Annotated in this window: 21 protein-coding genes; 4 read left to right on the top strand and 17 right to left on the bottom strand. The window is 63.5% G+C overall.

Annotation, left to right across the window (positions count from 1 at the left end):
* Window positions 1-20 precede the first annotated feature (20 nt).
* From I8746_RS11100 to I8746_RS11085, 4 genes are all read right to left on the bottom strand, one after another.
* Window positions 21-1166 carry a PQQ-dependent sugar dehydrogenase gene (locus tag I8746_RS11100; RefSeq protein WP_047604604.1) on the bottom strand — a complete coding sequence of 382 codons (1146 nt, stop codon included), beginning with the start codon at window positions 1164-1166 and terminating at the stop codon, window positions 21-23.
* Between the two features lie 22 nt (window positions 1167-1188).
* Window positions 1189-1506, bottom strand: coding sequence for a hypothetical protein (locus I8746_RS11095; protein ID WP_012053118.1), 318 nt, complete (start codon window positions 1504-1506; stop codon window positions 1189-1191).
* A gap of 155 nt (window positions 1507-1661) precedes the next feature.
* Window positions 1662-2627 (bottom strand): agmatinase, encoded by a 966-nt coding sequence (gene speB / locus I8746_RS11090; protein WP_221100675.1) that lies wholly within the window; start codon window positions 2625-2627, stop codon window positions 1662-1664.
* 25 nt (window positions 2628-2652) lie between these two features.
* Window positions 2653-3732, bottom strand: a complete 1080-nt coding sequence (locus I8746_RS11085) for an extracellular solute-binding protein (protein ID WP_012053120.1) — start codon at window positions 3730-3732, stop codon at window positions 2653-2655.
* 102 nt (window positions 3733-3834) lie between these two features.
* Here I8746_RS11085 and I8746_RS11080 point away from each other — a divergent pair, with 102 nt between their 5' ends.
* Complete coding sequence (locus I8746_RS11080) at window positions 3835-4725, top strand: LysR family transcriptional regulator (RefSeq protein WP_221100674.1); 891 nt, start codon at window positions 3835-3837, stop codon at window positions 4723-4725.
* A gap of 206 nt (window positions 4726-4931) precedes the next feature.
* On the opposite strand, the gene I8746_RS11075 is transcribed toward I8746_RS11080, so the two are convergent.
* Together I8746_RS11075 and I8746_RS11070 are read right to left on the bottom strand one after the other, a co-directional pair.
* Window positions 4932-7358 (bottom strand): TonB-dependent receptor, encoded by a 2427-nt coding sequence (locus tag I8746_RS11075; RefSeq protein ID WP_004576765.1) that lies wholly within the window; start codon window positions 7356-7358, stop codon window positions 4932-4934.
* 227 nt (window positions 7359-7585) lie between these two features.
* Complete coding sequence (locus I8746_RS11070; protein WP_221100673.1) at window positions 7586-8710, bottom strand: sigma-70 family RNA polymerase sigma factor; 1125 nt, start codon at window positions 8708-8710, stop codon at window positions 7586-7588.
* A gap of 131 nt (window positions 8711-8841) precedes the next feature.
* Here I8746_RS11070 and I8746_RS11065 point away from each other — a divergent pair, with 131 nt between their 5' ends.
* Window positions 8842-9321, top strand: coding sequence for an LEA type 2 family protein (locus I8746_RS11065; protein WP_221100672.1), 480 nt, complete (start codon window positions 8842-8844; stop codon window positions 9319-9321).
* Window positions 9322-9341: 20 nt separating this feature from the next.
* On the opposite strand, the gene I8746_RS11060 is transcribed toward I8746_RS11065, so the two are convergent.
* Window positions 9342-9605, bottom strand: a complete 264-nt coding sequence (locus I8746_RS11060; protein ID WP_003248880.1) for a hypothetical protein — start codon at window positions 9603-9605, stop codon at window positions 9342-9344.
* A gap of 130 nt (window positions 9606-9735) precedes the next feature.
* On the opposite strand from I8746_RS11060, the gene I8746_RS11055 reads away from it, so the two are divergent.
* Entirely contained in the window at window positions 9736-10056 is a 321-nt protein-coding gene (locus I8746_RS11055) for a YqjD family protein (RefSeq protein WP_003248878.1), read from the top strand.
* 22 nt (window positions 10057-10078) lie between these two features.
* Here the strand turns inward: I8746_RS11055 and I8746_RS11050 are convergent, their stop codons facing one another.
* On the bottom strand, window positions 10079-10696 hold the full coding sequence (locus tag I8746_RS11050; RefSeq protein ID WP_003248869.1) for a tRNA-(ms[2]io[6]A)-hydroxylase: 618 nt from the start codon (window positions 10694-10696) through the stop codon (window positions 10079-10081).
* 154 nt (window positions 10697-10850) lie between these two features.
* Here I8746_RS11050 and I8746_RS11045 point away from each other — a divergent pair, with 154 nt between their 5' ends.
* Window positions 10851-11714 (top strand): universal stress protein, encoded by an 864-nt coding sequence (locus tag I8746_RS11045; RefSeq protein WP_012053126.1) that lies wholly within the window; start codon window positions 10851-10853, stop codon window positions 11712-11714.
* Between the two features lie 113 nt (window positions 11715-11827).
* Here I8746_RS11045 and I8746_RS11040 read toward each other — a convergent pair whose 3' ends face one another.
* The 9 genes from I8746_RS11040 to I8746_RS11000 all read right to left on the bottom strand — a co-directional run bounded on the left by I8746_RS11040 (window position 11828) and on the right by I8746_RS11000 (window position 22359).
* Window positions 11828-12031 (bottom strand): formate dehydrogenase subunit delta, encoded by a 204-nt coding sequence (locus I8746_RS11040; RefSeq protein WP_012053127.1) that lies wholly within the window; start codon window positions 12029-12031, stop codon window positions 11828-11830.
* Window positions 12028-14910: a formate dehydrogenase subunit alpha gene (gene fdhF, locus I8746_RS11035; RefSeq protein WP_221100671.1), complete on the bottom strand. Its 2883-nt coding sequence runs from the start codon at window positions 14908-14910 to the stop codon at window positions 12028-12030. Before fdhF ends, I8746_RS11040 begins: the two co-directional genes overlap by 4 nt.
* A complete protein-coding gene (locus I8746_RS11030; protein WP_221100670.1) occupies window positions 14907-16466 on the bottom strand; it encodes an NADH-quinone oxidoreductase subunit NuoF in 1560 nt (519 codons plus the stop codon). Before I8746_RS11030 ends, fdhF begins: the two co-directional genes overlap by 4 nt.
* A complete protein-coding gene (locus I8746_RS11025) occupies window positions 16460-16942 on the bottom strand; it encodes a formate dehydrogenase subunit gamma (protein WP_003248859.1) in 483 nt (160 codons plus the stop codon). The genes I8746_RS11030 and I8746_RS11025 overlap by 7 nt, the downstream gene beginning before the upstream one ends.
* A 402-nt stretch (window positions 16943-17344) precedes the next feature.
* Window positions 17345-17866 carry a ProQ/FinO family protein gene (locus I8746_RS11020; RefSeq protein WP_014753898.1) on the bottom strand — a complete coding sequence of 174 codons (522 nt, stop codon included), beginning with the start codon at window positions 17864-17866 and terminating at the stop codon, window positions 17345-17347.
* A 122-nt stretch (window positions 17867-17988) separates the two neighbouring features.
* Window positions 17989-18543: a helix-turn-helix domain-containing protein gene (locus I8746_RS11015; protein WP_012053131.1), complete on the bottom strand. Its 555-nt coding sequence runs from the start codon at window positions 18541-18543 to the stop codon at window positions 17989-17991.
* Between the two features lie 183 nt (window positions 18544-18726).
* Complete coding sequence (locus I8746_RS11010) at window positions 18727-20085, bottom strand: aspartate aminotransferase family protein (RefSeq protein ID WP_019752090.1); 1359 nt, start codon at window positions 20083-20085, stop codon at window positions 18727-18729.
* Window positions 20086-20154: 69 nt separating this feature from the next.
* Complete coding sequence (locus I8746_RS11005; protein WP_012053133.1) at window positions 20155-20928, bottom strand: gamma-glutamyl-gamma-aminobutyrate hydrolase family protein; 774 nt, start codon at window positions 20926-20928, stop codon at window positions 20155-20157.
* A gap of 84 nt (window positions 20929-21012) precedes the next feature.
* Window positions 21013-22359, bottom strand: a complete 1347-nt coding sequence (locus I8746_RS11000; protein ID WP_003248849.1) for a glutamine synthetase family protein — start codon at window positions 22357-22359, stop codon at window positions 21013-21015.
* Between the last annotated feature and the right edge of the window lie 18 nt (window positions 22360-22377).

Genomic DNA, 22377 nt, shown 5'->3' with positions numbered 1-22377 from the left:
ACCCTCGGTGCAGGCGCGCGTCAGTCGGCCAGGCCGACCTTGAGTAGCGCGCCGTCCTTGTCATCGGTCAGTACATACAGGTAACCATCTGGCCCCATCCGCACATCACGGATACGTGCCTTCAGGTCACCGAGCAACCGCTCTTCGTGCACCACCTTGTCACCCTCCAGTTGCAAGCGGATCAATTCCTGCGTGGCCAGCGCCCCTATGAACAGATTGTGGTCCCAGGCCTTGAACGTTGGGCTGTCGTAGAACGCCATACCGCTGATACCCGGTGACTTTTCCCATACATGGTGCGGGTCGACCATGCCGTCTACATGCTCGCCCTTGGCCTCGGGGATGGGCAGCAGCGAGTAGTTGATGCCGTGGGTCGCAATCGGCCAACCATAGTTCTTGCCAGGCTTTGGAATGTTGATTTCATCCCCTCCGCGCGGGCCGTGTTCGTGGGTCCACAGCTGGCCGGTCCAGGGGTTGAGCGCGGCGCCTTGCTGATTACGGTGGCCGTACGACCAGATCTCCGGGCGCACGTTGTCCTTGCCGACGAAGGGGTTGTCTTTGGGCACTTCGCCGTCCGGCAGAATACGCACGACCTTGCCTTGCAACTTATCCAGGTCCTGGGCAGTGGGACGTTGGTTGTTCTCGCCCAGGGCGATGAACAGGTAGCCATTGCGGTCGAACACCAGCCGCGAGCCGAAGTGGTTACCCACCGACAGCTTGGGCAGCTGGCGGAAGATCACGGTGAAATGCTCCAGCCGGGCGCGGTCCTCGGACAGCTGCCCGCGGCCGACCGCAGTACCGGCCTTGCCGTCACTGCCCTCCTCGGCGTAGGACAGGTAAACGGTGCGGTCCTTGCCGAACTCCGGTGACAGTGCCACATCCAGCAAGCCGCCCTGGCCTTCGGCCCAGACTTTGGGTACACCGCTGATCGGCGGGCCGACCTTGCCTTCGGCATTGACCAGCCGCAGGTTGCCGGCGCGCTCGGTCACCAGCATGTCCTTGCCACCAGGCAGGAAGGCCAGGGCCCAGGGGTTGCGCAGGCCATCGGCAAGCGTGTCGACGATCAAGGTGCCTTCTTCGCTGGGAAACCGCTGTTCGGCCGCGGCATGCGCCCACAGTGGCAGTAGCGCGGCGGCGGTCAGGGTGACTAGCCAGGGTGCTCGAAGCATGCCGGATTCCTTTCAAGTGGGCTTAAGGCGCACGAGGGTTGTCGCGCGGTGGCCGGGTGGGTTCCAGGTTCGGGGTTTGCTGCTGACGGCGCAGGTTGTCGCCATTGCCGATGCCGCGATTGTCCAGGGTGGGTGGGCGCTGGTACGGGTCGGTGGACGGGCCACGTACCGGTGGCGCAGCCGGCATGCTGCCTTGACGGCTGTTGGGGTTGGCCCGCTGGATCGGGCTGTTGTAAGGGTTGTTGTTGCCGGCAGCACGTTGCACGGGCTGCTGCGCAGCCGCGTGCGTGGGCAGGCACAAGGCCAGGCCGAGGGCCAGGATGGGCAATGTCGGGGTCATGCTTCACCTCCTGTACGAAAATGCCGCGCCTGGTGGGTTTGATAGCCTAAGGCGCGAGGGGTTCGTGGCAAAAGTGTGAATGCGGGTGGAGTTGATTCCTGATGTTTCAGTATGGGCCGCGGAGGGCTGCTTCGCCCTCCAATGGCCGCAACCTTCTACTGGCCGTTATCCACCTCGTGCCGCGCCGCATACAGGCACAGCATCTCCATGGCCAGGGTTGCCCCGGCCAATGCGGTGATATCGGCATGGTCATAGGCTGGCGCCACTTCCACCAAGTCCATGCCTACCAGGTTGATGCCACGCAGCCCACCCAGAATCTCCAGCGCCTGCACCGTGCTCAGCCCGCCACACACCGGGGTTCCGGTACCGGGCGCGTAGGCCGGGTCGAGGCAGTCGATGTCGAAGGTCAGGTACACCGGCCGCTCGCCCACCCGCTGGCGAATCGCTGCAATCACCGCCTCTGTGCCCTGGCGGTGCACCTGCCTGGCGTCGAGAATGGCAAAGCCCTGGCTGTCGTCATTGGTCGTGCGCAGGCCAATCTGCACCGAGTGGGCCGGGTCAACCAGGCCTTCGCGGGCGGCATGCCAGAACATGGTGCCGTGGTCGATGCGCTTACCCGCCTCGTCCGGCCAGGTGTCACTGTGCGCATCGAAATGGATCAGCGCCAGCGGGCCATGGCGGCGGGCGTGAGCCTTGAGCAGCGGGTAGCTGATGAAGTGGTCGCCACCAAGGGTCAGCATGGCGCAACCCGCCTGCAGAATGTGCTCGGCATGGGCCTCGATGCTGTCCGGTACCGACTGCGGCGTGCCGCTGTCGAAGGGGCAGTCGCCATAGTCGATGACCGCCAGGTGGTCGAACGGGTCGAACGCCCACGGCCAGTGGCGGGCCCAGGCCTGCTGGACCGAGGCAGCACGGATCGCCCGCGGGCCGAAGCGCGCGCCGGGGCGGTTACTGGTGGCCGTGTCGAACGGCACACCGCTGACCACCACATCCACACCGCGCAAGTCGCGGCTGTAGCGGCGGCGGGAAAAACTGACAACACCGGCGTAGGTGCTTTCTGCGGCGGTACCATACAGGCTATCGCGGGTCATGGCCTGGTCATTGCTTGCGGCTTGGTCCACGGTCGGGCTCCTTGATTGTCATGGGCTACTGCCGGCTGCGGAAGGCGGTCCACAGACGGTTGCGTTGGCGCAGGTCGGCCAAGGCCATGCTGCGGTCGGCATACAGGCGCTGACGCACCTCGGCCGACGGATAGATATCCGGGTCGTTGCGCACCGCTTCGTCCACCAGCGGCGTGGCAGCCTGGTTGGCATTGGCGAAGAACAGCGTGTTGGTCAGCGCTGCCACCGACTCTGGCTTGAGCATGAAGGCGATGAACGCCCGTGCGGCCTCGGGGTGCGGGGCGTCCTTGGGGATGACCAGGTTGTCCTGCCATACCAGCGTGCCTTCGCGGGGGATGCGGTAGATCACCTCGAACGGCTTGCCGGCACGGCGGGCCTGGTCGGCGGCCATCGCGGCATCACCGTTGTAGGTCAACGCCAGGCACACGCTGCCATTGGCCAGGTCGTTGATCTGCCGGCCGTTGGCAACGTAGCTGACCGACGGCTGCAACTGGCTGAGCAGGTTCTGCGCGGCAGCCAGGTCATCCTTGTTCTGGCTGTAAGGGTCCTTGCCCAGGTAGTTCAGGGCTACGCCGATCACCTCCTGGGGCGAGTCAGGCAAAGCGATGCCGCAACCCTTCAGGCGGGTGGCGTACTCGGGCTTGAACAACAGGTCGAGGCTGTCCAGCGGTACATCGCCAAGGCGCTGGCGTACTGCCTCCACATTTACCCCCAGGCCCAGCGTGCCCCAGGTGTACGGCACAGCATGGCGGTTGCCGGGGTCAACCTCGGCCAGTTTGCCCAGCAGGTCCTTGTCGAGGTTGCCATAGCCAGGCATGGCCTGAGCGTCCAGCGGTTGCAGGGCATTGGCCTTGAGCGCCCGGGCCAGCACGGTGGATGACGGCACCACCACGTCGTAGCCGCTACCACCGGTCAACAGCTTGGTTTCCAGCACCTCGGGGGTGTCAAAGGTGTCGTAACGCACCTTGTAGCCCGTTTCCTGTTCGAAGCGCTGCAAGGTTTGCGGGGCGACGTAATCGGCCCAGCTGTAGAGATTGACGACCTTTTCTTCGGCCTGCAGCGGCAGGGCCAGAACCAGAGACAAAAGGCACAACGATCGACGCATGGCGGACACCTCGGCAAATGGGTGGATGCCGCGAGCATGCCAGCCGGGTTACATTGCACAAATGGCAAGTTTGCAAAGCTGACATTCATCAGGAGCAATGTAATGCTCGGACAAGTGCACGACCCCGACCTGCACCTTCTGCGGCTGTTCGTCACTGTAGTCGAGGCGGGTGGCTTCAGCGCCGCTCAAGGCGTGCTGGGCCTGAGCCAGCCCACCATCAGCCAGCGCATGGCGCAACTGGAGGCACGCGTGGGTTACCGCCTGTGCAGCCGCGGCAAGGGTGGTTTTCGCCTGACGGAAAAAGGTGAATTGCTATTGGACGCGGCGCATGGGCTACTGCTGAACATTGAGCAGTTTCGCCAGCAGGCCAACGGCGTTGCCGGGCGGCTGCTGGGAACTGTGCGCATAGGCATGGCGGAAAATCAGGACAAGGCGGTGAGCCTGAAACTGGCGGCGGCCATTGCGGCATTTCGCAGGCGAGAAGAATCGGTGCAACTGGAGCTTGTCAGTGCACCGCCGGCGGAGCTGGAACGGCTGTTGCTGGAGCAGCGGTTGGACTATGCCATCAGCTATTTTTCCGGCAACCAGGCGGCCTTTGATTACCAGCCCTTGTTCGCGGAGCGCCAGCGGCTGTATTGCGGCAAGGGGCATGTGCTGTATGGCGAGACGGATGTTGGGCTTGAGCGGTTGCTGGACATGGACCAGGTGCGCCATCCGTACCGTTTTCTCAAAGGGGGCGAGCCATTCCAGAGCAGACGCAGCACGGCAGTGGCGGAGCAGATCGAGAGCGTGCTGACGTTCATTCTGTCTGGGCGGCATATTGGCTACTTGCCATGCCACTGTGCACAGGCCTGGGAGGCCGAGGGGCTGTTATGGGCGTTGGACCCTGAGCTTGATTTTGGGGTGCCGTTCACCTTGGCCCGGCACCGGGCACAGGGGGTTGGAGAGGCAGCCCATGTATTTGCGCAGGATTTGCTGGCGGCGTTTGCCTGAACCGGCCCCTTCGCGGGTTTACCCGCGAAGGGGCCGGGCCTGCTGGCCAATTTACACCCGCCGTTCACCGTTGCCGCCGCTACCGTATTCGCGGGTAAACCCGCTCCTACATCGGATCGGTGGTGGACACCTGTCGGTGGCTGGGCACAGGCACCGTCGTGTAGGAGCGGGTTCACCCGCGAAAGGGCCGGTTCAGGCAACCACAATCAGTAAGCCATGCTCCAGGTCAGGGTGTAGGTCCGCCCGCGCCCCTGGTAGTCATACAGATACGCCGGCCCGTAGGTCGGCGAATAGAACAACGTCGCACGCTGTCCCCATACCGTGCTGTACTGTTTGTCCAGCACGTTCTGGATACCGGCACTGACGGTGCCGAAACCGGTGTCTTGGCTGCCCAGCAGGTCAAAGGTGGTGTAACCGTCAATCTCGTGATCGGCATCGTCCTTCAGGCTGAAGGCATGGTTGGCCTGCAACCGTGCACTGCGGCCATCGCCTTTCCAGCCGACGAACGCGGTGGCCTTGGACAACGAGGCATAACGGGCATCGCGCTTGATCCAGCCGCCATCCTCGGCCTCTTCCTCGGAGCGTGTCATGTGCAATGTGCCGCCGGTTTCCCAGCCGGTCTGGAAGTGCCGGGTCAGTGCACCTTCAAAGCCAAAGTCGCGGCTTTTCTGCTCTTCCACGTCGATGGTCAGCGTTTGCGAATCGACGTTGATGATCTTGTCCGACCAGATGTAGTACAGCGCTGCCTGTGCATCCCAATCCAGGTCGGCATAGCGCCAGCCCACTTCCACCTGGCGGCTCTTGATACCGGCCAACGGGTTATCGGCCACGCTCAGGCCCGGCTTGCCGTAGTACTTGGCCGGGTCAGGCAGGTCGAAGCCTTCGCCATAGTTGCTCCACACCTGGTGGCCGTTCTTGAAGTCGTAGATGGCACCGACGTTGAACAGGTTGACCTGATAGTCGTTACTGCCACCTGGCACGCCCTTGAAGTCGCTGACATCCACGTCCATCTGCTGGCGCCGGGCACCACCGGACAATGTCAGGTTGTCGGTGGCATGCCAGTCCAGCTGGGCATACACCGACACACCATCCACCCGGTAGCTGGGGTAGCGTGCGGCCTTGCTGTCTTTTTCCAGCTCCAGGCCACCCGACTCGGACGAGGTCTGGGCGTTGAAGGTGGTCTGCTCGGCGTTGAAGCGCTCGCGGTCCAGGTCAACGCCGTAGGTCAGCTTTAGCGTATCCCACTGTTTGGCAAACAGGCCCTTGAGGCTGGTGACTTCGAAGTTTTGCTGCGAGGCCGCAAAGTACACCCCGCGCGAGCCGGTGGGCGTGGCACGGTTGTAGTACGGGAACGGGTAGAAGTTGTCGTCTTCCTTGCGGTACGAGGCCTGCAGGTAGAAGTCCTGGCCGAGCACGTCGGTGTGGTGGTAATTGGCGTTGAGCAGCAAGCGCCGCGTACGCGGCTCCAGGTCCGATGAATAACCGCTGCGCAGTTCGGCGTCTTCCAGGTCGGATGGCGCGTTGTAGTTCAGGTTGGGGAAGTAGATACCCGTGCTGCCGTGGTTGCCCGAGTCGTAGTACTGGGCCAACAGGTCGAGGCTCTGCTGGTCGTTCAGCTGCAGGCCCAAGGTACCGAGTACGTCGATGGTGCGGTTGTACTGCAGGTCGGTCTGGGTGTTGTCGATGAAAATCTGGTCACCAGCACCATCGTAGAAGGCTTCGTTCTGCTCACCGGAAACGCCCAACCGGGCATTGACCCGTTCGTTGCCGCCGCTGACCGACTGGGCGAAGCGGGTGGCCAGGTCGTCGCTGTTGTTGAAACCGCTGCTGGCCCCCAACTGGGTTTCGAAGCGCGCCGGGCCAGGCTCACCCTTTTTGGTCACGATGTTGATGATGCCGCCAGTGGCGCCACCGCCGTAGATGGCGCTGGCGCCAGACAGCACTTCGACGCGCTCGACGTTGAACGGCGAAATGCTGTCGAACTGGCGCGACAGGCCGCGGGAGCTGTTCTGGCTGACCCCGTCGATCATCACCAGCACGTTGCGCCCACGCATGTTCTGGCCGTAATTGGTGCGCCCTTCCGGCGCCAGGTCAAGGCCCGGTACCAGCTTGCCAATGGCTTCCTTCAGGCTGACGCCGCTGTCGATCTGCTCGCGCAATTGCTGCTGGTCGACCACCCAGACGGTCCCAGGGATTTCGCTGATGGCGGTGCTGGTGCGCGAGGCTACGCTGACTTCGATCGGCTTGAGGTTGACCGCCTGCGGCGCGGCCTCGGCCTTGCGCAGGGTGACGGTGCGAGCCTCGCTGAACTGCCAGCTCATGCCGCTGCCGGCCAACAACTGCTGCAGGGCCTGCTCGACACTGTAGTTGCCCTGCAACGCCGGGCTGACCTGGCCGGCGACATCGCCTGTGGTGTACAGCAGGTGCAGGCCGGCTTGGTCGGCGAAGGTGGTCAGCGCCTGGTCCAGCGGCTGGGCTGGCAGGTCGAGCTGGACCTGGCGAGCTTGCATCTGGGTCTGTTCGGCAGTCGTCGCGGCCCCTGCGTGCAGGGGGCCGAGCAACAGGGCCATGGCACTGCAAGACATCAAGGCATGGTGAAAAGGACCGCGACGGCGGTGCAAGGGCTTGAGCATCAGAGGCACGAATGAGCTTCCTGACAAGTCGTAAATGAGAATGGGTTGCTGATCAGTCTCACTACGACGATCTGGCTTGCAGGAACTTGCAGTGCCAAATGGAAAATATTTTTATTTCTGTCCGGCCTCTTCGCGGGCAAGCCCGCTCCTACAACGACTGCGCCCGCCTGAAGATTGTGCGACCTGTGCAGGAACGGGCTTGCCGCTAAGAGGCCGGCACAGGCTGATCAATGCACCACGGCCAACCACGGCAGGTAAGTCACCTTCAGGCCATACCGCTGCTCCAACGTGCGCAACAGGGCCTCAGGTTCATCCAGGTCAAACACCCCGCTCACTTCCATCGCAGCCAGCTTGCTGTCGGACAACACAATGCGCCCATGCCGGTATCGCTCAAGCTCCGTCAGCACCTGCCCCAGCGGTTTGCCGTTGAAGATCAGCTTGCCACGCTGCCAGGCCATCTGCGTGCCGGCATCGGCCGCCACCGCCAGTTCATGTTCACCCACCTTGGCTTCACCGCGTGCCAACACGACGTGGCCATCGCGCTGCACGCTGAAGGTGGCGGCATTGCCCTGCACCCGCGCACCGGCCGTTTCGACCACGAACGGACGTGAATCATCGGCGGTCTCGAACAGCGCCTCACCCGCATCGAGTACCACACGCCGCTCATGCTCGCTGAACGCCACGCTCAAGGCACTGGCGCTGTTCAGCGTCACCCGTGTGCCATCTGCCAGGGTAATGACCTGCCGCTCGCCCACGGCGGAGTGGTAATCGGCCAGCAGCATCGGGGCTTGCTGCCAACCCGCCACGGCGGCGACCAGCAACACCACCGATGCCGCCACACCCGCCTGCTTCAGCCGGCCGCGGCAATGGCGCAAGGCCTGGCCGATATACTTTGCCACCATGCTCTCGGAAACCCCCAGGCGTTGAGCGACCTGCTTCTGGGTCAGGCCCTCGACACGGTTGAGCAACAGCGCCTGGCGGGCATTGTCGGGCAACTGCAACAGCGCCTGGTCAAGAATCTGCAAGCGCTCGCGGGCCAGCAACGCCGCCTCGGGTGCCGGCGCCGGACAGGCCACCTCACAGGCTCCGTCGCTGTCCTCGTGGCTGGCGGCGATGCGTTGCTCACGGCGCAAGGCGTCAATCGCCAGGTTGCCGGCCACACGGAAAATGAAACTGCGCGCGTGCACCACCGGCACCGCCTGCTCGTCGATGTTCACCAGCTTCAGGTAGGTTTCCTGCGCCACATCGGCCGCGCGCTGACGGTCGCTCATGCGCCGCGTCAGAAACTGCAGCAGGTCGTCGTAGTGCTCCTGGAAGCTTGCCAGCAGGCCCGACATGGGTGAAGTCAGCATGATTGGGGAACAGCCAGTAAGAGAGGTTATCGGGCGTTAATGAGAAACAGTATCTTTCATATGAACCGATACTTTCAACGTCGACGCGCATTTGCCACACTGCCAGCTCCACTCCGGCAAGGTCACAGCCCATGACTGCCCGTCTGTACCGCTACACCCGCCTGTTTCTGGTCCTGCTGATGGCCTTTGGCCTGGCGGCCTGTGCGCTGCTCCAGCCACGCGACCCGGTGAACATCAGCGTGATCGGCATCGAACCACTGCCCGGGCAGGAGCTGGAACTGCGCATGGCGGTGAAAATGCGGGTGCAAAACCCCAATGAGGCACCGATCGATTACAACGGCATTGCCTTGAACCTGGAAGTGAACGGCCAGCCGCTGGCCGCTGGTGTCAGTGACCAGCAGGGGCACATTGGCCGCTACGACGAAGCGGTGATCGTGGTGCCGGTAAGCATCACGGCGTTTTCCTTCCTGCGCCAGGCCTATGGGCTGGGCAAGGTAGATTCGCTGCAGGGTCTACCCTACAAGCTGCGCGGCAAACTGGCCGGCGGGCCGCTGGGGACCGTGCGTTTTACCGATGAAGGCAAGCTGGACCTGCCCAAGGGCACCTACTGATAAGCGCCGGGCGGGTGTGCTCAGCGGTTGGCGCTGGCTGCGGCCATCAGCTTGTTGACTTCGCTGCGCACCATGCTGGCGTATTCAGGCGGCGTCATGCCGTCCAGTTCGGCGCGCACCCACTCGGCCCATTTGCCCTTGCGCCGTGGCTTTTCGGCAATCAGCCGGGCGGCTTCGCCCTTGGCTTTGCCCAGGTTGTTCTGCCACATCTCGAACAACCGGGCCTTCTCTGCCTCGATCTGCGCCCGTTCCTCGAAGCTCATGTTGGCCAGATTGAAACTCATGAAGGTACCTGCAGGTTTGAAAATGGCCGCTATCTTACACCCAGGCACAGCATCACCGGAAAGTCGCCGCAACTTTCCCGACGTGGCGGCATCCATTGTTCACATCACCCCCATTGACGAGGACGAGTTCATGGCCCGGAAGAACGCCACACTGGCTGACAGCGATCAGATCAAGGACCAGGTATTCAGCGAACTGCAATCGCTGATAGAAGAATCGGAAAAACTGCTGAACGACAGTGCCGCACTGGTCGGCGAAGAAGCAGAGACGTTGCGCGCCCAGGTGAGCCTGAAGCTGCGCCAGGCACGCCAGGCGGCGAGCAACGTGCGCAGCAAGGCGCAACCGGTGGTGGACGCCACTCAGGACTACATCGGCGGCCACCCCTGGCAGACCGTGGCCATTTCCGCCGGCCTCGGGTTGGCGGTAGGCCTGCTACTGGGTCGGCGCAGTTAAGGCCTGCGCCGCCTGGTGCACATCAGGCGGCCAAAGCCTGCGGGATGCCGCTGTGGAAGCGCAGTTCCTGGTCTGGCGACTGGATCAGCTCCATTTCCGCCGCGCGTACCAGCTCGACACGGCGGGCGATGTCCGCCTCATCACCGTAGTTGTGCGCCAGTTTCAGGTAGCCCTGGTAGTGGCGCGCTTCGCTTTTCAGCAACCCGTGGTAGAAGCGGCCCAGCTCTTCATCCAGATGTGGCACCAGCGCGGCAAAACGTTCGCAACTGCGCGCCTCGATGAACGCGCCCACCACCAGTGTATCCACCAGCTTGACCGGCTCGTGGGCGCGCACCAGTCGGCGCAACCCCGACGCGTAACGCCCCGCCGATACCGGGCGCAACGGCACCCCACGACGCTTCATGAGGCGTAACACCTGTTCGTGATGCACCAGCTCCTCGCGGGCCAGGCGCGACATCATGTTGATCAGATCAAGGTGAGTGTTGTACTTGGCGATCAGGCTCAAGGCCGTGCTGGCGGCCTTGAACTCGCAGTTCTTGTGGTCGATCAGCAGGGTTTCCTGGTCGGCGAGCGCCGCTTCGATCCAGGCGTCTGGCGTCGGGCAGCCAAGAAAGGCGTCGATTTCGGGGATCAGGGACATAAGCGTGCAACCACACAGAACAGGCAGGGCCGGCGATTATACCGGCGGCGGCTGGCGGTGCCAGTGACTATGCTTGATGTACATCAAGCGCTGGAGGGGGAAGCGCCGACTATAGTCAGGCATTGGTCGCCATCATCGAAGGGAGTTAACGCCCATGCAAGCCGTCCGCAGCATTCTCGTCGTCCTCGACCCCGCGCACGCTCACAGCCGGGCGCTTACGCGCGCCAAGCTGATTGCAGGCGTCACGGGCGCACGCCTGCACTTGCTGATGTGTGACAAGCGGCATGATCACAGTGCGCTGCTCAGCCTGCTGAGCAGCCAGTTGCATGATGACGGCTACGCCAATGTCACCCATGAAGAGGGCTGGCGCGACAGCCTGCACGACACCATCATCCATGTACAGCAGGCCGAAGGCTGCGAACTGGTGATCAAGGAACACCGCCCGGACAACCCGCTGAAAAAGGCCCTGCTCACCCCCAGCGACTGGAAGCTGCTGCGCCAATGCCCGGGTACCGTGCTGATGGTCAAGAGCGAACGGCCGTGGACCGGGGGCAAGATTTTGGCGGCAGTGGACGTGGGTAACCAGGACGAAGACCACCGCCGCCTGCATGCCAGCATCATCGACCACGGCTTCGAGATTGCCAAACTGGCCAAGGGAGAACTGCATGTCATTAGCGCCCACCCGTCGCCGATGCTGTCAGCGTCGGACCCGGCCTACCAGCTGAGCGATACGATCGAAAAACGCTACCGTGAAGCATGCAAGGCGTTCCAGGCCGAATACGGCATCAGCGATGAGTGCCTGCACGTGGCCGAAGGGCCAGCGGATGTGTTGATTCCACATACCGAAAAGAAGCTCAATGCAGTGGTGACCGTGATAGGCACGGTGTGCCGCACGGGGATTTCCGGGGCGTTGATTGGCAATACCTCGGAAGTGGTGCTGGATGCGCTGGAGGGCGATGTGCTGGTGCTCAAGAGCGAAGAAGCCATCGCCCACCTGGCGGAGCTGGCCCGCGGCTGAGTAGGCAATATGCAGGCCCCTTGTAGGAGCGGGTTCACCCGCGAATGCGTCATTGATTTCAACGCCACATTCGCAGGCAAACCCGCCCCAAGGTTCCGTTGCCGCCCGGGAATCTAGACCAACGCCTCCCGCACCTTCGGGTCAAGCCCCTCCCCCGCATGGGCCTCGCTCCATTCCGCCAGCTGCCGGCGCATCGCCGGCGTCCAGAAGCTCTGCAAATGCTGCCGCACCCCTTGCACCGCCAGCGCCGGATCAGGCTCGCTGTCGAAGTAATGGGCAATCTGGTTGGCCATCTTGACCAGGTTTTCACTGCTCATCGGCGAACCTCGGCTTTCTCCGCAGCACGGCGCTCTTTCAGCAGCCGCTGCTGTTCATCACTGAAGTCCTGATAGCGCTTCTGCCATTGCGATGGCTGGAACACTTTCACCACCTCCACTGCCGTCACCTTGTACTCGGGGCAGTTGGTGGCCCAGTCGGAGTTGTCGGTGGTGATCACGTTGGCACCCGACTCCGGGAAGTGGAAGGTGGTGTACACCACGCCCGGCGCCACCCGCGCACTGACCTTGGCACGCAGCACAGTCTGCCCGGCGCGGCTGCCGATGCCGACCCAGTCACCGTCGTGGATGCCACGGCTTTCCGCGTCGGTCGGGTGGATCTCCAGGCGGTCGGCATCATGCCAGGCAACGTTGGCAGTGCGCCGGGTCTGGGCGCCGACGTTGTACTGGCTGAGGATACGACCGGTAGTCAGCAGCAACGGGTAGCGGTTGTTGACCTTTTCGTCGGTGGGCACGTAGCCGGTGAGCATGAAGCGGCCCTTGCCACGCACGAACTGGTCGATGTGCATGGTCGGCGTGCCGTCTGGCGCAGCGTCGTTGCACGGCCACTGCAGGCTGCCATGGCGGTCGAGTTCAGCGTAGCTGACACGACGGAAGGTCGGCGTCAGGCGGGCGATCTCGTCCATGATCTCGGACGGGTGGCGGTAGTTCATCGGGTAGCCCAGGGCGTTGGCCAGGGCCACGGTAGCTTCCCAGTCGGCCTTGCCTGCCAGCGGCTCCATGACCTTGCGCACCCGCGAAATACGCCGCTCGGCGTTGGTGAAGGTGCCGTCCTTTTCCAGGAACGAACTGCCCGGCAGGAACACATGGGCGAACTTGGCAGTTTCGTTGAGGAAAATGTCCTGCACCACCACGCACTCCATGGCGAGCAAGGCCGCCGTGACGTGTTGGGTATTGGGGTCGCTCTGGGCGATGTCCTCACCCTGGCAGTACAGCGCCTTGAAGCTGCCATCCAGCGCCGCCTCGAACATGTTGGGAATGCGCAGACCCGGGTCGGGCTGCAAGGTCACGCCCCAGGCCCGTTCGAACTCGGCGCGCACGCCCTCGTTGGAGACATGCCGGTAGCCGGGCAGCTCGTGGGGGAACGAGCCCATGTCGCACGAGCCCTGCACGTTGTTCTGCCCGCGCAGCGGGTTCACCCCTACCCCTTCACGGCCGATGTTGCCAGTGGCCATGGCCAGGTTGGCAATGCCCATCACTGCGGTGCTGCCTTGGCTGTGCTCGGTCACACCCAGGCCGTAGTAGATGGCCGCGTTGCCGCCGGTGGCATACAGCCGGGCCGCAGCGCGGATCTGCTCAGGTGGCACGCCACAAACCGGGCCGAGCACCTCGGGAGCGTTGTCTGGCAGGCTGACGAAGTCGCGCCAACGGGCAAAGTCTTCGGTTTCGCAGCGGGCATCGATGAAGCGCTGGGCCAGCAGGCCCTCGGTGACGATCACGTGGGCCAGGGCGTTGAGCATGGCCACGTTGGTGCCCGGGCGCAGTTGCAGGTGCAGGTCGGCGCGGGCGTGCGGCGAGTCGACCAGGTCGATACGCCGTGGGTCGATCACGATCAGCCGCGCCCCCTGGCGCAGGCGACGCTTGAGTTGCGAGCCGAACACCGGGTGCGCATCGGTGGGGTTGGCGCCAATCACCAGCACAACGTCGGCCTGCATCACCGAGTCGAAGCTTTGCGTGCCGGCCGACTCACCCAGGGTCTGCTTCAGGCCATAACCGGTGGGCGAATGGCACACCCGTGCGCAGGTGTCGACGTTGTTGTTACCAAACGCCGTGCGCACCAGTTTTTGCACCAGGTAGGCTTCTTCGTTGGTACAACGGCTGGAGGTGATGCCGCCGATGGAGTCGCGCCCGTACTTGAGCTGGATGCGGCGGAACTCGCTGGCGGCATAGGTCACGGCCTCGTCCCAGCTGACTTCCTGCCACGGGTCTTCCAGGCGCTTGCGGATCATCGGTTTGGTGATGCGGTCCGGGTGGGTGGCGTAGCCCCAGGCAAAGCGGCCCTTGACGCAGGCGTGGCCGTGGTTGGCGCCACCGTTCTTGTCCGGGACCATGCGCACCAGTTGGTCACCCTTGATTTCGGCGCGGAACGAGCAACCAACGCCGCAGTAGGCGCAGGTGGTAATGACCGAACGCTCAGGCTGGCCAAGCTGCACCAGGCTCTTTTCCGTCAGGGTCGCGGTCGGGCAGGCCTGCACGCAGGCGCCGCACGACACGCATTCGGAAGCCAGGAAGTTTTCGCCCCCCGCGGCCGCCACCCGCGATTCGAAACCGCGCCCGGTAATGGTCAGGGCGAACGTACCCTGGATGTCCTCGCAGGCGCGCACACAGCGGCTGCAGACGATGCACTTGCTCGGCTCGTAGTCGAAATACGGGTTGGAAACGTCTTTTTTCTCGTCCAGGTGGTTGGCGCCGTCATAGCCGTAGCGCACCTCACGCAGGCCCACCTGGCCGGCCACGGTCTGCAGCTCGCAGTTGCCGTTGGCCGAACAGGTCAGGCAGTCCAGCGGGTGGTCGGAAATATACAGCTCCATCACGTTGCGACGCAGGCCGGCCAGGCGCGGGGTTTCGGTGCGCACCACCATGCCTTCACTGACTGGCGTGGTGCAGGACGCCGGGTAGCCACGCATGCCTTCGATTTCCACCATGCACATGCGGCAGGAGCCGAAGGCTTCGAGGCTGTCGGTGGCGCACAGTTTGGGGATGCTGGTGCCCAGCATGGCGGCGGCGCGCATGACCGAGGTGCCAGCAGGCACGCTGATAGCGCGGCCATCGATGCTCAGGCTGACCTGCACGTCGCTTTCGCGGGCCGGGGTGCCGAGGTCGCTGCTTTTATCAGAAGCGGGGTCGAAGAAATTGATCACTGTGCGGCCTCCGTGGTGGTCAGCCCAAAATCGGCGGGGAAGTACTTGAGCGCGCTGGCCACCGGATAGGCAGTCATACCGCCCATGGCGCACAACGAACCGTACTGCAGGGTGTCGCACAGGTCGCGCAGCAACAGCGCCTGGTCATGGCGCTCGGTGATGTCGCTGCTGGCGATCAGCCGGTCGACCACTTCCATGCCCCGGGTGGAACCGATACGGCACGGGGTGCACTTGCCGCAGGACTCCTCGGCACAGAACTGCAGGGCGAAACGCGCCATGCTGGCCATATTCAACGTGTCGTCGGCCACCACCACACCGCCGTGGCCGAGCATCGCGCCCACGGCAGCAAACGCTTCATAGTCCAATGGGGTGTCGAAATGGCTGGGGGGTACCCAGGCACCAAGCGGGCCACCGACCTGCGCGGCCTTCAGCGGGCGGCCACTGGCCGTGCCACCGCCATAGCCTTCCACCAGCTCGCGCAGGGTCAGGCCGAACGCGCGCTCGACCAGGCCACCCTGGCGAATGTTGCCGGCCAGCTGGAACGGCATGGTGCCCAGCGAGCGGCCCATGCCGAAATCGCGATAGAACGCTGCACCCTTGGCCAGAATGATGGGCACCGAAGCCAGGGTAAGCACGTTGTGCACCAGCGTCGGCAGGCCGAACAGCCCTTGCAGCGCAGGCAGCGGTGGCTTGGCGCGGACAATGCCACGCTTGCCTTCGATGGATTCGAGCAGCGCGGTTTCTTCGCCGCAAATATAGGCGCCGGCGCCCACCCGCATCTCCAGGTCGAACGCCTGGCCGCTGCCGGCTACGTCAGCACCCAGGTAGCCAGCGTCACGCGCGATGGCGAAGGCCTGGTCGAGTACCCGGATGGCATCGGGATACTCCGAGCGCACATAGATATAACCCTTGTCGGCACCCACGGCGAGGCCGGCAATGATCATGCCCTCGATCAGCAGGAAGGGGTCGCCCTCCATCAGCATGCGATCAGCGAACGTGCCCGAGTCACCCTCGTCGGCGTTGCACACCACGTACTTCTGCCCGGCGCCAGCATCACGCACGGTGCGCCACTTGATGCCGGCCGGGAACGCCGCACCACCACGGCCACGCAGGCCGGAATCGAGCACTGCGGCAACCACTTCGGCACCGTCCAGCGCCACGGCGGCCTCGAGGCCTGCGAAACCGCCATGGGCACGATAGTCGTCCAGTGACAATGGGCGGGTGATGCCCGCGCGTGCGAACAGCAAGCGTTGCTGGGTCTTGAGATAGGGTATTTCTTCGACCGGCCCCAGTGCCAGCGAGTGGCCACCGGGTTCGCCCGCCAAGGCATCAAGCAGTGACGGCACATCGTGTGGCGTAATCGGGCCGAAACCCAGGCGCCCTTGCGCACTGTCGCACTCGATCAGCGGCTCCAGCCAGTAAAGCCCGCGCGAGCTGGTGCGCTGGATGTCCAGCGGCAACTGGCGGCGCTCGGCCTCATGCAGCAGGGCCTCGGCAACCTGATCGGCACCCACGGCACGGGCTACCGAATCACAGGGAATATACAGCTTCAGCATGCTGAGTCCTCCCGGCAACCGTTGACCAAGTCCCGCAGGCGCTCAGGGGTGAGGCGCGCGTGCACCTGGCCGTCCAGCTCCAGCGCTGGCGAGCAGGCACAGGCACCCAGGCAATAAACAGGGCGCAGGCTGATGGCGCCGTCGGCGCTGGTGCCGTGGTCGTCCAGTGCCAACTGTTCACGCAATTGCGCGGCCAGGGCTTCGGCGCCACGGCTCTGGCACGACTCGGCACGGCACAGGCGCAGGGTGTGGCGAGCGGGCGGCGCGGTGCGGAAGTCGTGATAAAAGCTGATTACCCCACGCACTTCAGCCAGGCTGAGGTTCAGGGCATGGGCGATCTCGGGAACAGAAGCGTCGGGGATGTAACCCAGCTCGTGCTGGACGGCATGCAGGATCGGCAACAGGGCACCCGGGGTGTCCTTGTCGCGGGCCAGAATGCGCTGGATTACAGGCAGGTGGAGCAATTCATCAGGCATACAGCGGACCTCGGCATCACGGACCCTGCCTGATTTTTTTTAAGGGGCAGGTTTCCGGCGTGTTCTGCTGCGGCGCACCGCCCACGTCACAGTTGCGTGGTACTGGCGGCCTCCTCGCCCACGGCCGCACGTCTGCGCGCACTGACCCTTGGGCATCCTGCTAGCATGGCACTTGTAGCGCCGAGGGGTTGCATGCGAGCGACCAGGCGCATTCTGAAACCGACGAACGTGGTTACGCCCCGGCATCATCTGCCGCGGCTTGCCGATCAGGTGGGTCTTGAAACCATCGTTGCATGCACCAGGCCCTCGAAACCGAACCTGGTCCATTGCCGGGCCTGCCAGACGGCAGCCCCGGCAATGGGCTGCCATCCAGCATGGCGACGGGGCAGAACGCGACTGAGTTCAGTCGGTAGACTTCACCGTTGCGGTGTCGGCGGCGGGGGCCGGAGCCTGGGCCTGGACCTGGGCCTTTGACTTCGCTCGATTGCGTCGATCCTGGCTGCGTTGCCGCGCAGCCTGCTGCTTGGCATGCAGCGCCTGAGCGGCGGTCACAGTACCCGCGGCCTGACCGTTCAAGTCAAGGCGCGGAGCATTCTCCACCATGCTCGCCCAGTATCGAGTGCCCCGGCACCACGTGGAAATGCCCAGCTTGAGCTGTTCGCGGGTTAACCCAAGCAGCTCCAGGTGTTGCTCGGCATCCTTGAAAATGCCCTCCTTGAGCGGCACCTTGGGGGCCGGGTTGACCGGGAAAGCCAAGGGAAAATGCTTCTGCAGTGGCCAGATCGCGGCCACCGCCGGGTCCATCTCACGCGGCTTCGCCTGCGGGGGCGACTTGCGCTTGGGCGGTTTCGCGCTCTCGGCCTTTACCTGCCCTTTTTCCGCCCGCAGGCGGTCTCGTAGCTCAGCTAGTTGTTCAAAACCCATTGTTCATTCACTGCTTCGAAGTTGATTGCGTGGTGCAAGGATACCCCATGCAGCCTGCACATTGCTTGCAGGCCAACTTTCCCGGCCAGCCCAGGCACAAGCGCATGCCTGTGCGACGGCCCTCAGCTGAACACCCAAAGCACGCGTATGGGCTTGTCGGTCAGGTTGGCGTAACGGAAACGGGCGTGGGGTTGCAACTGAAAACTGTCATTGGCGTGCAGCGTGACCGGCTCAGCATCGCCCAACCACACCGTCAGTTCGCCTTCGAGCACAAAGCAACCCTGCTCCGAGCTGTCGTCCAGGTACTCCTCGCCACTGCTGGCCCCCGGCTGCAAATGGCTGTCGAGCATGGAAAACGCGCCCGTTATGGAGGGCGATGCCAGCACATCGGTGATACCACCCGCCAGGTGCAGCGTGCGACGCTCGTGCGGGCGGGTCACCCAGTCGAGCTCACGGGGTTTGTCCAGCTTGTAGAAGTAGGCTGTGGATACACCGAGCTCTTCGCTGATGGCTGTGAGATCGGCCACGGTCGGGCGTGACACGCCGCGTTCGACTTGGGACAGAAAGCCCACCGAACGGCCGATGCGCTGTGCCAGCTCGCCCAGTGTCAGGCCCTTGAACTTGCGCAGGTCGCGAATCAGTACTGCCAGGCCTTCGATTTCTTCGTGCACTTTCATGGTTGAATCGCGACTTTCAGACGGAAAATGGATGCCCAGAAAAGTACAGGATTCATTTCATAAAGCAAAATGCTTTGCGGAAGGTGCCTGAGGTGAAATGTACGATGGCGGCACCGATCGAGCACCGCGCAGGCGGCGCTCGATCTCACCGGTGCTGAGAACAGCTAATCAGGCCCTCTGCCCTTACCGAACAGCCTCATAGGTCAGGTCCAGGCACTTGCGGGCTTTCTCCACCAGTTCGTCGATCTCTTCGATACTGATCACCAGCGGTGGCGCGATGATCATGGTGTCGCCTACAGCGCGCATGATCAGGCCGTTGTCGAAGCAGTGCTGGCGACAGATCATGCCGACACCTTTGCCTTCATGACGGGCCCGGGTGGCCTTGTCTTTCACCAACTCGATCGCACCGAGCATGCCCAGGCCGCGCACTTCGCCTACCAGCGGGTGGTCGGCCAGTTCGCGCAGGCGTTGTTGCAGATAAGGCGCGGTTTTATCGTGCACCTGCTGGATGATCTGCTCGTCACGCAGGATCCGCAGGTTCTCCAGGCCCACCGCTGCCGCCACCGGGTGGCCGGAATAGGTGAAGCCGTGGTTGAAGTCGCCGCCTTCGCTGATCACCTTGGCCACCTCGTCACGCACGATCACCCCGCCCATGGGGATGTAACCGGAGGTCAGGCCCTTGGCGATGGTCATCAGGTCAGGCTTGAGGTCGTAATAATCGGTGCCGAACCACTCACCGGTACGGCCGAACCCGCAGATCACTTCGTCGGCGACGAAGAGGATGTCGTACCTGGCCAGGATTTCCTTGATCTTCGGCCAATAGGTCTGCGGCGGAATGATCACGCCACCGGCGCCCTGGATCGGCTCGGCGATGAAGGCGGCAACGTTGTCCACGCCAACTTCGAGGATCTTCTTCTCCAGTTGCTCGGCCGCCCACACACCGAAGTCGGCCTCGGTCATGTCGCCGCCTTCGCCAAACCAGTACGGCTGCGGGATGTGCACGACATCCGGGATCACCCCGCCCTGCTGGTGCATGCCACTCATGCCGCCCAAGGCGGCGCCCGCCACGGTAGAGCCGTGGTAGCCGTTGATGCGGCCAATGATGACCTTCTTGTTCTTCTGGCCCTTCAGAGCCCAGTAATGGCGGACCATGCGCAGCACGGTGTCGTTGCCTTCGGAGCCGGAACCGGTGAAGAACACGTGGTTCATGCCTTGCGGGGCCACCTCGGCGATCGCCTTGGCCAGCTCCAGCGCGGGCGGGTGCGCGGTCTGGAAGAACAGGTTGTAGTAAGGCAACTGCTTCATCTGCTGGCTGGCGACATCGGCCAGCTCATCGCGACCATAGCCGACCGCCACGCACCACAGGCCGGCCATGCCATCGAGAATCTTGTTGCCCTCGCTGTCCCACAGGTACACGCCCTTGGCCGAGGTGATGATGCGCGGGCCTTTCTCGGCCAGTTGCCTGACATCGCTGAACGGGGCCAGGTGATGGTCGCGGCTCATGGTTTGCCAGGCAAGGGTCTGCGAATTCTGTTCACTCATTGACTTCACTCCATCAAGTTGCGCAGCCGCGCTGCGAGGGTATTTTTTACAGGTGGGAAAGGCCGCTGCTCAGGCAGACAGCAACAGCCTCTGGCGCAGTACCGAGCGGTGCCGGCAGGCCTTGCCAAAGGACTGGAAGATGGCCAGGTAATGGGGGTTATCCATGACCTGGAACTCGGGGTGCCATTGCACACCCAGGGCAAAACCCTTGCTGTTCTCGACCGAAATCGCTTCCACCAGGCCATCGGGCGCCAGCGCTTCCACCCTCAGCCCGGGGGCCAGTACGTCGATGCCTTGGCCGTGGATGGAATTGACGTCGAATATTGCCGGCAAGCCCATACGGTCGAGCATGCCGCCAGGCTCTACATGCAGGGTGTGGCGCGGCCCATATTGCTTGTCGAGGGGCTCATCCTTGCCTTCGCGGTGGTCCATGAACATGCCGGTCTCGTGGACCTTCTGGTGCAGGGTGCCACCCAGCGCCACGTTCATTTCCTGGAAGCCACGGCAAATGCCAAGTACCGGTACACCGGCGGCGATGGCGGCGCGCATCAGCGGCAACGTGGTGGCATCGCGCAGAGGGTCGTGATGGGTGCCCGCAGCACTGGCCGGGCCGTTGTAGTGGTATGGCTCGATGTTGGACGGCGAACCGGTGAAGATCAGCCCATCCACCACGTCAAGAATATCGGCGCTGTCCATCAGCTCACCGAGGCTGGGAATGACGATGGGCAGCCCACACGCCGCCTTGGCTGCCGCGCGCGCGTACTTCTCGCTGATGGTCTGGGTTGCATGCAGCTCAATCATGCTGGTGCATGCGGTAATGCCGATCACGGGCACACGTGGCATATCTTCCTCCGGCAAATCCATATTGCGCGTTGTATTGAAACGGTAGAAAGGGAGGGTGCAGCGTCGCTGTTCCAACCTCGGCACCTACAGGAACCAGCGGTATTCGCGGGCATCGATGTGGTGCATGAAGTCCAGTTGCTCCTGGTATTTGTTTTCGCAATAGACCATCACGAACTCGCTGCCCAGGCCTTCGTTGACCACCGGGTGATGACGCATGGCGGCCAAGGCGCTGAGGGCATCCTTGGGGAAGTCGATGCCGCTCTGGCGGTTGTCGTTCAGCGGGGCGATGGGCTCCACGCCACGATCCAGACCATGCTCCATCCCGGTCAAAATGGCCGCCAGTACCAGATACGGGTTGGCGTCGGCGCCAGCGAGGCGGTGCTCGATGCGCAGGTTGCGCGGGTCGGACTCGGGGATGCGGATGCACGCGTCACGGTCTTCGAAACCCCAGCTGGCCTTGCTCGCCGCGTTGACCATGGCGCCATAACGTCGGTAGGCATTGTGGTTGGGGGCAAAGATCGGCATGCAGTGCGGCAGCAGCTCCAGGCAGCCTGCCACCGCATGGCGCAGCTTGCGCTGCTCACTTCCCGCCAGGATGTTATTGCCGGCGGCGTCGTACAGGCTGACGTGCACATGCATGCCGCTGCCTGGCGCGTCCAGGTAGGGCTTGCTCATGAAGCTGGCACGGTAGCCGTGCTTCATCGCGATACCGCGGGTACTGCGGCAGAACAGTGCCGACCAGTCCGCCGCACTGAGGGCATCGTCGCTGTGCGAGAAGTTGATCTCGAACTGGCCTGGGCCCAGCTCTGCGGTGATGACGTTCGCCGGCACGCCCTGCTCGTTGGCGCCATCGACCATCTCGTGCAGGACCGACGAGAAGCGCGACAGCCGCTCGATGTGCATGTTCGGCTGATCGTCTTCATCCTCGGTTGCCGTGTCACGTGGGTACTGTGGCAGGCCGTTATCAAGCTTGCGGTCGAACAGGTAGAACTCCAGTTCGAACGCCACCACCGGGCGGATGCCACGCTTGGCCAGACGCTGAAGCACACGCGCCAGCACTTCACGGGGCTCGAATTCGATCGGCTTTGCGGTGCCGTCGGACGTGATCAGCATCTGGGCGATCACTTCCTTCTCCCAACGCACCGGCTTCAGCGTACCCGGCACCAGGCGCCGGGCGGCATCCGGGTCGCCGTCGGCGAAGCAATAGTCACCAATCGGGTAAAGGCCGCCCTGGGTCCCCAGCAGCACGCAGTTCTGCGGCAGCTTCAGTGGCGCACCGGCTGCGACTTTTTCCAGCATGTCCATGGGGTAGCGCTTGCCGTAGAAGTGCCCGGGGATGTCCAGCGCAATCAGGTCGACATAGCGAATTGCCGGGTGTTCTGCTCGGAACGAGCGCACTTCAGCCAGCAGGTCCGGAAAGATGACACTCATCTTCTTATCCTTGTGAGG

It is taken from the genome of Pseudomonas sp. USTB-Z (assembly GCF_019691255.1).
Taxonomy (GTDB): domain Bacteria; phylum Pseudomonadota; class Gammaproteobacteria; order Pseudomonadales; family Pseudomonadaceae; genus Aquipseudomonas; species Aquipseudomonas alloputida.
This window is presented reverse-complemented; position numbering and strand designations above follow the sequence as displayed.